11 protein-coding genes are annotated in these 12,946 nt (G+C 71.7%); 9 read left to right on the top strand and 2 right to left on the bottom strand.

The features are described from left to right. Positions 1-70: 70 nt before the first annotated feature. From hybE to C7389_RS13365, 9 genes are all read left to right on the top strand, one after another. Entirely contained in the window at positions 71-622 is a 552-nt protein-coding gene (gene hybE, locus C7389_RS13405) for a [NiFe]-hydrogenase assembly chaperone HybE (protein ID WP_133592251.1), read from the top strand. Next, on the top strand, positions 619-1,782 hold the full coding sequence (locus tag C7389_RS13400) for a hypothetical protein (RefSeq protein ID WP_133592249.1): 1,164 nt from the start codon (positions 619-621) through the stop codon (positions 1,780-1,782). Before hybE ends, C7389_RS13400 begins: the two co-directional genes overlap by 4 nt. Further along, positions 1,775-2,146 carry a hydrogenase maturation nickel metallochaperone HypA gene (hypA, locus tag C7389_RS13395; protein WP_133592247.1) on the top strand — a complete coding sequence of 124 codons (372 nt, stop codon included), beginning with the start codon at positions 1,775-1,777 and terminating at the stop codon, positions 2,144-2,146. The genes C7389_RS13400 and hypA overlap by 8 nt, the downstream gene beginning before the upstream one ends. Before the next feature lie 4 nt (positions 2,147-2,150). Continuing rightward, entirely contained in the window at positions 2,151-3,083 is a 933-nt protein-coding gene (gene hypB / locus C7389_RS13390; RefSeq protein WP_133592245.1) for a hydrogenase nickel incorporation protein HypB, read from the top strand. Further along, the gene (gene hypF / locus C7389_RS13385; protein WP_133592243.1) at positions 3,080-5,455 is read left to right on the top strand and encodes a carbamoyltransferase HypF; all 2,376 of its coding nucleotides are present in this window, start codon (positions 3,080-3,082) and stop codon (positions 5,453-5,455) included. Before hypB ends, hypF begins: the two co-directional genes overlap by 4 nt. Before the next feature lie 4 nt (positions 5,456-5,459). After that, positions 5,460-5,696 (top strand): HypC/HybG/HupF family hydrogenase formation chaperone, encoded by a 237-nt coding sequence (locus C7389_RS13380; RefSeq protein WP_133592241.1) that lies wholly within the window; start codon positions 5,460-5,462, stop codon positions 5,694-5,696. Next, on the top strand, positions 5,693-6,847 hold the full coding sequence (hypD, locus tag C7389_RS13375) for a hydrogenase formation protein HypD (RefSeq protein WP_133592239.1): 1,155 nt from the start codon (positions 5,693-5,695) through the stop codon (positions 6,845-6,847). The genes C7389_RS13380 and hypD overlap by 4 nt, the downstream gene beginning before the upstream one ends. 127 nt (positions 6,848-6,974) lie before the next feature. Beyond that, positions 6,975-8,027 carry a hydrogenase expression/formation protein HypE gene (gene hypE / locus C7389_RS13370; RefSeq protein ID WP_133592237.1) on the top strand — a complete coding sequence of 351 codons (1,053 nt, stop codon included), beginning with the start codon at positions 6,975-6,977 and terminating at the stop codon, positions 8,025-8,027. A 13-nt stretch (positions 8,028-8,040) separates the two neighbouring features. Beyond that, a complete protein-coding gene (locus C7389_RS13365) occupies positions 8,041-9,501 on the top strand; it encodes a sigma-54-dependent transcriptional regulator (RefSeq protein WP_133592235.1) in 1,461 nt (486 codons plus the stop codon). A 220-nt stretch (positions 9,502-9,721) separates the two neighbouring features. Here the strand turns inward: C7389_RS13365 and C7389_RS13360 are convergent, their stop codons facing one another. Together C7389_RS13360 and C7389_RS24885 are read right to left on the bottom strand one after the other, a co-directional pair. Further along, a complete protein-coding gene (locus C7389_RS13360) occupies positions 9,722-10,018 on the bottom strand; it encodes a hypothetical protein (protein WP_133592233.1) in 297 nt (98 codons plus the stop codon). A gap of 112 nt (positions 10,019-10,130) precedes the next feature. Then, a partial coding sequence (locus tag C7389_RS24885; RefSeq protein ID WP_170212485.1) for an MBG domain-containing protein occupies positions 10,131-12,946 on the bottom strand: 2,816 nt, incomplete at its 5' end.

The raw sequence follows: 12,946 nt of genomic DNA, 5'->3' as shown, positions 1-12,946 counted from the left end.
ACCGCCTCCGCCGCGGCACACGCTGAACGCCCGCCAGCCCAACGCCGCAGCCCGAGAACGAGCCCGCCCGATGCACGCCCAACCGCCCGCCGGCCACGCCGGCAATCCCGCCGACGCCCTGCAGCGCGCCTTCGCCCGCATCGCCGCCACCCGCATGGCCGGGCTGCCGGTGTGCAATCCGGCGCTGGCGGTGGCGGTACCGGCGATGCGGCGGCACGACGGCGAATGGCTGGGCGTGCTGCTCACTCCCTGGGCGCTGTCGCTGGTCATCCTGCCGGGCGGCGGCGGGCGCTTCCGCGCCATTGCCGTCGGCGAATCGCAGGACTGGGCCTTCCCCTCCGGCAGCTACACCTTCCTCGGCAGCAGCGAGGACGGCCTCGGCCCCTACCAGACCTGCTCGCTGTTCTCCCCGGTGTTCGAATTCGACGACCAGGCCGCCGCCGAAGCAGTGGCGCTGGCCGCCTTCGACGCCCTGTTGCAGCCGGGCGAAGGCGCACTGGACAGCACCGCCGCCGCGCGCGAGGATGCGGAAGCCGCGCGGCTGGCCGGGCGCCCGCTCTCCAACCAGGCGGTATCCCGCCGCGCCTTCCTGCGCGGCAGCCTGTTCGGAGGCCGGGAATGAACACGCAAGCCGACCCCCTGCTGCTGCACGCCCACCGCCAGGGCAGCCAGCTCACGCATATCGACATCCGCAACCAGCGCCCGCGCGCCGCCGCCCTGCTCGCCGGCCGCAGCCCGGCCGAAGCCGCCGCGCTGGTGCCGCGCCTGTTCGCCCTCTGCGCCCAGGCCCAGCAGAGCGCCGCTCGCCTCGCCTGCGCCGCCGCCCTCGGCCAGCCCACGCCCGGTGAAGACGAAGCCGCCGCGCTGGAACGCTGCCTGGCCGCCGAAGCCGCCCAGGAACACCTGTGGCGCCTGCTGCTGGACTGGCCGCCGCTGCTCGGCTTCGACGCCCGCCGCAACCGCTACGCCGAACTGCACCGCCGCCTCGCCCGCCCGCTGAGCGCGGAAGAGGCCTACGCCCTCGGCGGCGACCTGCTGGACCTGGTCGCCCGCGAACTGCTGGCCGGCTTCTTCACCCGCCTGCGCGAGCCGCGCAACCTGGGCGAATTCGTGGACCGCGCCGAGGCCGGCGGCGGCCTGGGCAGCGTGCTCGGCGCGCTGGTGCGCTCCGGCACCGCCGGCGCGCCGGCCAGCGGCGCGGTGGCCCTGCTGCCGCGGCGCAGCGCCGCCGGCTGGCTGGACGCGCTCGGCGGCCTGCCGGACGAAGACTGGTGCCTGCAGCCCATCGACCACGGCGCCGCCGCCGAAACCGGCCCGCTGGCACGCAACGCCGGATCGCCGCTGGTGCGCCTGTTGCTGGAGCAGGGCCACCGCATCTCCGCCCGGCTGCTGGCCAAGGTCATCGACGTCGCCGACTGCGCCAGCCGGCTGCGCCAGCCGCTGGCCGCCGGGGTGCCGGAGCTGGCGGATGCCGCCTCGCCGGCGCCGGGCGTCGGCCTCGCCTGGGTGGAAACCGCCCGCGGCCTGCTGCTGCACGGCGTGCGCCTGGATGGCGAAGGCCGCATCGCCGACTACCGGGTGTGCGCCCCTACCGAGTGGAATTTCCACCCCGCCGGCAGCTTCGCCAGCGAAGGCAGCGGCTGGCCGGCGCCGGACAGCGGGATCGCCCAAAAGCGGCTGAATGCCCTCGCCCTGGCCCTGGACCCCTGTGTAGCCTATCGGGTAATACTCGACGACGCCGATCCCACGGAAGACGCCGCAACAGGAGCCGGCCATGCATGAAATGTCCCTGGCCGAAGGCGTGCGCAGCATCGTCGAGGACACCGCCCGCAACCACGGCGCCAGCCGGGTGGAAGCGGTGGTGCTGGAGATCGGCGACCTCGCCGCGGTGGAAGTGGAAAGCCTGCGCTTCTGCCTGGACGTGGTGCTGAAGGACAGCGTGGCCGACGGCGCCACGGTAAGCATAGAGCGCGTGCCCGGCACCGGCTGGTGCCTGCGCTGCGCCGAAACCGTCGCCATCGCCCAGCGCTACGACGCCTGTCCGCGCTGCGGCGGCTACCAGGTGCAGCCCACCGGCGGCACCGAGATGCGGGTGAAGGAAATGGCGCTCGCCAGTGGCGAGCCCACCCCGGAAAAGGAGAGCTGAACCGATGTGTACCGTGTGTGGATGCGGCAGCGGAGAGCTGCGCTACAACGGCCAGCCGGCGCGCCCGGCGGCCCCGCCCAAGGCCAGTACCAGCGTCGGCTTCAAGCCGGCCGCCGGCGCTGCACCCGCAGCCGGTCATACGCCCACCCCGCCGCCGGCGGCGGAAACCCACCGCCCCACCGCCAGCGCCGGCGCGCTGCACTACGGCCACGGCCCGGCCCACGCCCATGCGCCCGGCCTGTCGCAGGCGCAGATGGTGAAGATAGAGCAGGACATCCTGGGCAAGAACGACCGCCTCGCCGCCGCCAACCGCGACTGGCTGGCCCGCCGCGGCGTGTTCGCCCTCAACCTCGTCTCCAGCCCCGGCTCCGGCAAGACCACGCTGCTGGTGGAAACCATACGCCGCCTCGCCGGCCGGCTGCCGGTGGCGGTGATCGAGGGCGACCAGCAGACCGAGTTCGACGCCGAGCGCATCCGCGCCACCGGCGCGCCAGCGCTGCAGATCAACACCGGCAAGGGCTGTCACCTGGACGCCCACATGGTGGGCGAGGCCTTCGCCCGGCTGGCCATTCCGCCGCGCAGCCTGCTGCTGATCGAGAACGTTGGCAACCTCGTCTGCCCGGCCGCCTTCGATCTCGGCGAGGCGCACAAGGTGGTGATCCTGTCGGTGACCGAGGGCGAGGACAAGCCGCTCAAGTACCCGGACATGTTCGCCGCCGCCGACCTGATGCTGCTGTCCAAGACCGACCTGCTGCCCCACCTCAGCTTCGACGTGCAGCGCGCCATCGACTTCGCCCGCCGCGTCAATCCCGGCCTGCGGGTGCTGCAGCTCTCCTCCACCAGCGGCGAAGGCTTCGACGCCTGGCTGGACTGGATCGCCGACGGCGCCGCGGCGGCCTCCAGCAGCGCCGTGGAGGTTGCGGAGACGCAATCATGAACGGCGACGGCGGCATCCCCCGCCAGTTGCCTCCCACCGTGGAGCGCCGCCGGCTGCGGGTGCGCGGCGTCGTCCAGGGCGTGGGCTTCCGCCCCTTCGTCTACCGGCTGGCGCAGGAGTTGGGCCTGTCCGGCTGGGTACGCAACGACGGCGGCGGCGTGGAGATCGAGGTGCAGGGCAAACCAGGCAACCTCTCCGCACTGATCGCCCGCCTGCACGGCGAAGCGCCGCCGCGGGCACGCATAGACCACCTGGAAAGCGATCTGCGCGAGACCGACGCCAGCGACCACGGCTTCACCATCACGGCCTCCCGCCGCGGCGAGGTGACCACCGCCATCGGCCCGGACACCGCAGTGTGCGCCGACTGCCTGCGCGAGCTGTTCGACCCCGCCGACCGCCGCTGGCGCTACCCCTTCATCAACTGCACCCACTGCGGCCCACGCTACACCATCACCCGCGGCCTGCCCTACGACCGGGTGAACACCAGCATGGCGGCCTTCGACTTCTGCATGGATTGCGCCGACGAGTACGGCGACCCGGCCGACCGCCGCTTCCATGCCGAGCCCAACGCCTGTCCGGCCTGTGGTCCACATCTCGCCCTGCTGGAGGGCTACGGCGTCACCGTCGCCACCCGCGACCCGGTGGCCGACACCTTGCTGCGCCTGCTGTGCGGCGAGATCGTGGCCATCAAGGGCCTGGGCGGCTTCCACCTGCTGTGCGACGCCCGCAACCCGGAAGCGGTCGCCCGCCTGCGGGCACGCAAGTCGCGCGAGGACAAACCCCTCGCGTTGATGGTCGCCAACCTCGCCTCGGCGCGGCGCTGGGCCGCGCTGTCGCCCACCGACGAACGCCTGCTCGCCAGCCCGGAGCGGCCGGTGGTGCTGTGCGACAAGCTGCCCAGCGTGGACCGCGAGCTGGATGGCGTCGCCCCGCACCTGGCCTGGGTCGGCCTGATGCTGCCCTACACCCCGCTGCACTACCTGCTGTTCCACGACCACGCCGGCCGCCCCGCTGGCACCGGCTGGCTGGACATGGCGCAGGACCTCGCCCTGGTGTGCACCTCCGCCAATCCCGGCGGCGAGCCGTTGGTGATCGGCAACCGCGAAGCCACCCGCCGGCTGATGGGCGTGGCCGACGCCTACCTGATGCACGACCGCGACATCGTCGTGCGCTGCGACGACTCGGTGGTGCGCAGCCTGCCCTCGCCGCGCGCCGGCGACGCCGACATGCAGTTCATCCGCCGCTCGCGCGGCTACGTCCCCAGCGCAGTCAAGCTTGCCTGCAAGGGCGCGGCGGTGCTGGCCTTCGGCGGCTTCCTCAAGAACACCCTGTGCATGACGCGCGGCGACGAGGCCTTCATGTCGCAGCACGTCGGCGACCTCGAATCCGCCGGCGCCTGCCAGGCGCTGGACGAAGCCGCCGAGCACCTGCGCCACATCCTGGCACTGGAGCCGGAAGCGGTCGCCCACGACCTGCACCCGGACTTCGCCTCCACCCACGCCGCGCTGGCCATGGCCGAGCGCCTGGGCATTCCCGCCTTCCCGGTACAGCACCACCACGCCCACATCGCCGCGGTGGAAGCCGAGCACCGCCACCTCGGCCCCACGCTGGGCCTGGCGCTGGACGGCACCGGCCTGGGCAGCGACGGCCGCGCCTGGGGCGGCGAACTGCTGCAGGTGGATGGCCCGCGCTTCGCCCGCCTCGGCCACCTCGCCGCCCTGCCGCTGCCCGGCGCCGACAAGGCCGCCCGCGAACCCTGGCGCATGGCCTCGGCGGTGCTGCACCTGCTCGGCCGCGGCGGCGAGATCGCCGCCCGCTTCCACCGTGAGCAGGCCGCCTGGCGCATGGCCGATCTGCTGGCGGCCGGCACCCGCTGTCCGCCCACCACCAGCCTGGGGCGCTGGTTCGATGCCGCCGCCGGCCTGCTCGGCGTGTGCGAGCGCATGGGCTACGAAGGCGAAGCCGCGATGCGGCTGGAGAGCCTGGCCACCGCCCACGGCCCGGCGCTGCCGCTGCCCGGCGGCTGGCGCTTGGTGGAGGACAAGGGCGCCGCAGCCGGCACCCTGGACCTGCTGCCGCTGCTCGCCGTACTGGCCGATGAGCGCAACACCGCCCGCGGCGCCGCCCTGTTCCACGCCACCCTGGCCGCCGCGCTGGAAGCCTGGGTGCTGCGCGCCACCGATGTTTCCGGCATCCGCACCGTCGCCCTCTCCGGCGGCTGTTTCCTCAACCGCCTGCTGTCGCGCGACCTCGGCCGCCGCCTCGCCGCCCGCGGCCTCACCGTGCTGGAAGCCCGCCAGGTGCCGCCCAACGACGGCGGCCTCGCGCTCGGCCAGGCCCGCATCGCCCGCTACCTGCTCGAAGGATATTGAACGCATGTGCCTCGCCATTCCCGCCCGCGTGGCGGAACTGCTGCCGGATGATCGCGCCCGGGTGGAACTCGGCGGCGTCGCCAAGGAAATCTCGCTGGCGCTGGTGGACGGCGTCGCCATCGGCGACTACGTGATCGTGCACGTCGGCTACGCCCTCTCCAAGCTGGACCAGCGGGAGGCCGAGGCCACGCTGGCGCTGTTCGCCCAGGCCGGCCTCACCCCCTCGCTGGAGGACGCATGAAGTACGTGGACGAATTCCGCGACGGCGAACTCGCCCGCGGCATCGGCGCCGCCATCGCCCGCGAGGCCGACCCGGCGCGCCACTACGCCTTCATGGAGTTCTGCGGCGGCCACACCCACGCCATCTCCCGCTATGGCGTGGTCGACCTGCTGCCGGCCAATGTGCGCATGATCCACGGCCCCGGCTGCCCGGTGTGCGTGCTGCCGGTGGGCCGCATCGACATGGCCATCCGGCTGGCGATGGAGCGCGCCGTCACCATCTGCACCTATGGCGACTGCCTGCGGGTACCGGCCTCCGGCGGCCTGTCGCTGCTGAAGGCGCGCGCCCGGCTGGACAAGAACCGCGCCGACATCCGCATGGTGTATTCCGCCGCCGACGCCCTGGCGCTGGCCCAGCGCGAGCCGCAGCGCGAAGTCGTCTTCCTCGCCATCGGCTTCGAGACCACCACGCCGCCCACCGCGCTGGTGCTGCGCCAGGCCCGCGCGCTGGGCCTCGCCAACTTCAGCGTGCTGTGCAACCACGTGCTCACCCCGGCCGCCATCCGCGCCATCCTGCATGCGCCGGCCGGCGCCGGGGCGGATGCCAGGGTGAAGCTGGACGGCTTCGTCGGCCCGGCCCACGTCTCCACCGTCATCGGCAGCCGGCCCTATGATTTCGTCGCCGGGCAGCACCACAAGCCGGTGGTCATCGCCGGCTTCGAGCCGCTGGACGTGATGCAGTCCATCCTGATGCTGGTCCGCCAGGTGAACGACGGCCGCGCCGAGATCGAGAACGAATTCACCCGCGCCGTCACCCGCGAAGGCAACCTCAAAGCCCAGGCGCTGGTGGATGAAGTCTTCACCCTGCGCGACAGCTACGAATGGCGCGGCCTCGGCAGCCTGCCCGACTCGGCGCTGCGCATCCGCCCGGAATTCGCCGCCTGGGACGCCGAAGCCAAGTTCGGCCTGGACTACGCGCCGGTGCCGGACCACAAGTCCTGCGAGTGCGGCACCATCCTGCGCGGCGAAAAGCGCCCGGCGGACTGCAAGCTGTTCGGCACCGCCTGTACCCCGGAAACGCCGATGGGCTCCTGCATGGTCTCCTCCGAGGGCGCTTGTGCGGCGCACTACAACTACGGCCGCTTCCGCGACATCCCGGTCGCCGCAGCGTGAGCGAGCGGATGAACGCCGCCCTGCCGGCCGCTTGCGGCCGGCCTGTTTTCCCCGGCCTGGACACCGCCCGCCGCCGGCCGGCTATGCTCCCGGCTGGCCAGTGCCTCACCCAAAACAACGACAAGCCATGAAAACCCACTACACCCGCCCGCTGGACCTGCGCTCCGGCCGTGTGGACATGAACCACGGCGCCGGCGGCCGCGCCACCGCCCAGCTGGTGGCCGAACTCTTCGCCCGCGCCTTCGACAACCCCTGGCTGGGCCAGGGCGACGACGGCGCGGTGCTGCCCGCCCCGGCGCCCGGCGAACGCCTGGTGATGGCGACCGACGGCCATGTCGTCTCGCCGCTGTTCTTCCCCGGCGGCGACATCGGCAGCCTGGCGGTGCACGGCACGGTGAACGACCTCGCGGTGATGGGCGCCCGGCCGCTCTACCTCTCCGCCAGCTTCATCCTGGAAGAGGGCTACCCGCTGGCCGACCTCAAGCGCATCGTCGATTCCATGGCCGCCGCCAGCCGCGCCGCAGGCGTGCCGGTGGTCACCGGCGACACCAAGGTGGTCGAGCAGGGCAAGGGCGACGGCGTGTTCATCGCCACCACCGGCATCGGCGCGCTGCCGGCGGAGCGCAGCCCCGGCGGCGCCCGCGCGCGGCCGGGCGACGTGGTGCTGGTGTCCGGCAGCATGGGCGACCACGGCATGGCCATCCTGGCGGTACGCGAATCGCTCGCCTTCGACTCCGAGATCCGCTCCGACAGCGCCGCCCTGCACGGCCTGGTGGAAGCGCTCTACGCCGCGCTGCCGGCCGAGGCCATCCGCGTGCTGCGCGATCCCACCCGCGGCGGGCTGGCGACCACGCTGAACGAGATCGCCCGCCAGTCCGGCGCCGGCATGCGCATCGAAGAGGCCGCGGTGCCAGTCCATCCCCAGGTGGAAGCCGCCTGCGAGCTGCTCGGCCTGGACCCGCTCTACCTCGCCAACGAAGGCAAGCTGATCGCGGTCGTCGCCCCGGAAAGCGCCGACGCCGCGCTGGCCGCGCTGCGCGCCCACCCGCTGGGCAGCGCCGCCGCCCGCATCGGCACCGTGGTGGAAGACGCCCACCACTTCGTCCAGCTCGCCACCCCGCTGGGCGGCCAGCGCATGCTGGACTGGCTCAGCGGCGAGCCGCTGCCCCGCATCTGCTGACCCCGCGATAGCCATGACCCCACCGCTGCCCCCCGAACTGCCCGCCATCCTCGTCGTCGATGACGAGGTCCGCTCCCAGGAAGCCCTGCGCCGCACGCTGGAGGAGGACTTCGAAGTCCACACCGCCTCCAACGCCGAGGAAGCGCTGGCGGTGCTGGAGCGCGAATGGATACGCATCGTGCTGTGCGACCAGCGCATGCCCGGCACCTCCGGCGTCGCCCTGCTGCGCCAGGTGCGCGAGCGCTGGCCGGAAGCCATCCGCATCATCATCTCCGGCTACACCGACTCCGAAGACATCATCGACGGCATCAACCAGGCCGGCATCTACCAGTACCTGCTCAAGCCCTGGCAGCCGGAGCAGCTGCTGCTGACACTGAAATCCGCCGCCGAGATGGCGCGCCTGCATGCCGAGAACCAGCGCCTGGCGATGGAGCTGCGCACCGCCGCTCCGGTGCTGGAGCGGCAGGTGGAGAACCGCCGCGGCGCCGCCCGCCGCCGCTTCGCGCTGGACGCCATCGTGCGTGCCCCCGGCTCGCCGATGCACGGCATCTGCGCGCTGGTGAAAAAGCTCTCGGCGCTGGACATCCCGGTGCTGCTCACCGGCGAATCCGGCACCGGCAAGGAGCTGCTGGCGCGGGCGCTGCACTACGACAGCCGGCGCGCGGACGAAGCCTTCGTGGTGGAGAACTGCGGCGCGCTGCCGGACCAACTGCTGGAGTCCGAACTCTTCGGCCACAAGCGCGGCGCCTTCACCGGCGCGTTCGAAGACCGCATCGGCCTGTTCAAGCAGGCCGACGGCGGCACCATGCTGCTGGACGAGGTGGGCGAAACCTCCGCCGCCTTCCAGGTGAAGCTGCTGCGGGTACTGCAGGAGGGCGAAGTGCGGCCGGTGGGCGCGGCGCGGCCGATTCCGGTGGATGCGCGGGTGATCGCCGCTACCAACCGCGACCTGGAGGCCGAGGTGCTGGCCGGCCGCTTCCGCGAGGATCTCTACTACCGCCTCGCCGCCGTCACCGTGTCGGTGCCGCCGCTGCGCGAACGGCCGATGGACATCCCGCTGATCGCCCAGGCGCTGCTGGACGAGAGCCAGGCCGCGCTCGGCCGCCGCTTCGAGCCGCTGTCCGGGGAGATCATCGACTGCCTGGTGGCCTGGCGCTGGCCGGGCAATGTGCGCGAGCTGCGCAACGAGGTGCTGCGCATGATCGCCCTGGCCGACGGCGACAGCCTCTCCGCCAGCCACCTCAGCCCGCGGGTGCTGCGCGCCGGCGAGGCCGCCGAGGAGCCGGCGCTCAACCTGCTGGGCGAGCTGGAGGGCGACCTCAAGACCCGGCTGGAGACGCTGGAAGCGCGCATCGTGCGCGAGAGCCTGATCCGCCACCGCTGGAACAAGACCCGCGCCGCCAAGGAGCTCGGCCTGTCCCGCGTCGGCCTGCGCAGCAAGCTGACGCGGTACGGGCTGGACAAGGGGGATTGAGGCGGGATGGGGCGACGCGCTAGCGGCACCGCCGCCGCACTCCCCCTCGCGGGGCAGGACCGGGCAGGGGGGGCGCCGCAAAGAGGCGTCTGCCTGGATTAGGCCGCCAGCGGTAATCCAGGCGCCGTGGCCCCTCTCCCGCGACGGGGGCAGACCCTGGCGCCGGGCAGCGTCTGCCCTCTGCGCTGCATCACGCTGCCCCTGTCGCGGCCAGCGAACCCTAGCCGAACATATCCCGCCGTTCGCTCGCCTCGGCAATCGCGCTGGCGACGAACTCGGCGGTGGACTCCGCTCCCTGCGCCGCCACCGAGCGCTCCACCAGGGTGAAGGCCAGTACCAGCAGGCCGCGCATCTTGTCGAAGGCGGTGGGATTGGTATGGCGGATCAGCTCGTCGCCGCGCAGCACCGCATCCACCACGCCGGGGTCGCGCAGGCGGACGCCACAGAGGGCGGACAAGCCGGCCAGTTCCAGGACAACGGCGCCGAAATCCTGGTCGAAGCGGGATATGCCGGGCATATACATGGCCTCCATGAATGCGCGGCCCCAGGCGCCGCGTCTCCTCACTTTGGCTCACCGTTTGCTGCAAAGCAACACGCACCCGCCTGTCCTTGCGCAGACGGAGAGCACCCTACTCCGCCGTGGTCGGCAGCGCGATGAAACCCTGCGCCAGGCTGAGCGGAGCGGGCTGCCCCAGCCCCGCCGCCGCCAACCGGAGTTGCGGCGGCTGCGCTCCCTCGCTCTGCCGCGCCCGCTCGCCGAGGCGGGCGGCGTCGCCGCTCTGCAGCGGGCGGCCTATGGTCAGCAGGCCATCCACGAAGCGGATGTCGTAGTTGTCGCTGCTCAGGCCAGCGACGCTGATGGCATAGCTGCCGGCGGCCATCGCGCCCTGGCTGGCGCCACCGTAGCTCGGCGCACCGTCCAGCACCGCCGCCGTATCGCCACCGGCCAGGCCGCTGTAGCTCACCCCGTTGCCGCCGCTCCAGGCACGGCCGTCGTAGGTCTTGCTGGCGTCATTGGCGGTCACCGTGAGGGCCGCCTTGTTCACCGTCAGCACGCCATCCACATAGCTGATGAAGTAGTTGCCGCTGGCGAGGCCGGAGGCGCTGATGGCGTAGCCGCCGGCATTCACCGCGCCCTGGCCGCTGCCGCCATAGCTCAGCGTGCCCGACAGCACCGAGGCGTCCTCGCCATTGACGAAGCCGCTGTAGCTCACGCCGTTGCCGCCGCTCCAGGCCTGGCCGTCGTAGGTCTTGGCGGCGTCGTTGGCGGTCACGGTGAGCGCCGCCTTGTGCACCGCCAGCGTGCCATCCACATAGCCGATGGCGTAGTTGTTCGAGCTCAGCCCGGACAGCGAAATGGTGTAGTTGCCGGCGTTGATCGCGCCCTGGGCGTCGCCGCCATAGGCGAGGCTACCGCTCAGCACCGAAGCATCCTCGCCATTGACGAAGCCGTCATAGGAGACGACGCCGCCACCGGCGTAGGCGAGGCCGTCATAGGTCTTGCCGTCGCCGTGGGAGCGCACCGTCAGCGCCGCCTTGTCCACCGTCAGCGTGCCGTCCACATAGCTGAGGCTGTAGTTGCCGCTGCCGAGGCCGGAGGCGCTGATGGCGTAGCTGCCGGCATTCACCGCGCCCTGGCCGCTGCCGCCGTAGCTCAGCGTGCCGGACAGCACCGACTCGTCCTCGCCATTGACGAAGCCGCTGTAGCTCACGCCGTTGCCGCCGCTCCAGGCCTGGCCGTCGTAGGTCTTGGCGGCGTCGTTGGCGGTCACCGTCAGCGTCGCCTTGTCGATGTTCAGCGCACCCTCGTAAAGGATGTCGTAGCCGGTCTGGGTGGAATACAGCGCGTTGCCGGTGATCCGGAGGTTGCCGGCGGCGGTGCTGTAGCTCCCGGCGTCGGCACCGGTGGTGGTGTAGTAAAGCGGGCCCTGGCCCTGTTGCAGGGTGACGTTGCCGGGCACCTGATGGAGGTCGCTGGAACCGCTGGCGTAAAAGCCATCGTAGGTCTTGTCGCCCATCACGCCCACGCTCACCTTCACCGGCGTGAGGAAAGCGCGCAGCAGCGGCGTGCTGTAGCCCTCGTAGATGCGCCAGGTGGAGCCGCTGCCGCCAACATTGTCGATGTCCCAGTTGCCGAAGGTGGACAGGTTCTTCAACTGGTCCGCGCTCACCGCCGAACCGCCGGTGCCGCCGTAGCTGCCGGCCGAGCCGTAGTAATAGCTGTTGACCACGCTGGCGGCCGCAACGAGCCAATTGCTGCCGACCAGTCCGCCGAAGCTGCCGGACTGCCCGCGCGCGACGCTCATCGAATAGACATTCAGGATGTAGCCCTGCTGGCCACTGAAGGAATCGTCGCCGTTCCAGCCCACCACGCCGCCCACATCGTAATTGCCGGCAATCTCCGCCCCGGCGTAGGCGTTTTCGATCCGGCCCACGTTCCAGCCGACGAGGCCACCGACACCGCCATCCTCCGCCCACACCTCGCCGGTCGCGAACACGCCCTTCAGCGTGCCGTAGTTGACGCCCGCCAGACCGCCCACCGCCTGGTAGCCGTGCATGCTGGCGTCTACCAGGCCAAGGTCGCGGATCAGCGAATTTCTCATCGTGTAGCCGAACAAGCCGACGTAGTAGCTGCTGCTTCCGCCCACGGAGTTGGTGCCGCCATCGACGGTGAGATTGCGGATGATGTGGCCCAGGCCGGTGAAGGTGCCATTGAAGAAGGTGCCGAAATGGCCGATGAGGGCGCGGCCATATGTCTGGCCGGCGGCGTCCAGATTGGTCGCCAGCGCGTAATTGCCGATGATCCAGCCATCGCCGTTGCGCGGGCCGGTGCTCTCTATGGCCGCCAGTTCAGCCATGCTGTGGATCAGCGTGTAGGCCTGGCCATTCACGCTGAAGCTGCCGCCGCTGCCGGCGGTGAAGCTCACCGGCGCGCCCAGGCTGTAGTCCGAGCCGCCGTAGTTCAATGCCAGCCCGCCGCCGGCGTTCGCCACCGTGATGGGCGCGTTGATCTCGATATTGCGCTGGGCGTTCAGCGTCAGCGTGGTGGCCGCGTTCCAGCTCACCGCATCGTTCACGAAGATGTCGCCGTTGCCGCCGGCCGTGCCCTGGGTCGCGGTGCTGATGGTGACGCTGGTGCTGGCCAGATCCGCCGACAGCTCGGCGCCGGTGAGGTTGCCGCCGTTGGCGGCGATGGTGTAGTCGTTCGGGTCGATCAGCCAGCTGCCGGTCTGGCCGTTCGCCGCCAGCGTGGTGACTTTGCGCCCGGACTCCAGGGTGACGGTGGCGGCGCTGGTTTCGATGAAGCCGCCATCCCCGCTCTGCGGCGCGCTGGCGTCGAGCAGGCCGCTGTGTTTGACCTCGCCGTGGCTCATGTCGGCCAGCAGCAGGATGCGCCCTTCCTTTTCCGCCAGCGTGCGCGCCTGCACCGTGCCGCTGTTGGCGA

The organism is Azoarcus indigens (genome assembly GCF_004361735.1).
Taxonomy (GTDB): Bacteria; Pseudomonadota; Gammaproteobacteria; order Burkholderiales; family Rhodocyclaceae; genus Azoarcus; species Azoarcus indigens.
The sequence above is the reverse complement of the archived record's forward strand: the minus strand, read 5'-3'. Positions and strand labels throughout refer to the sequence as shown.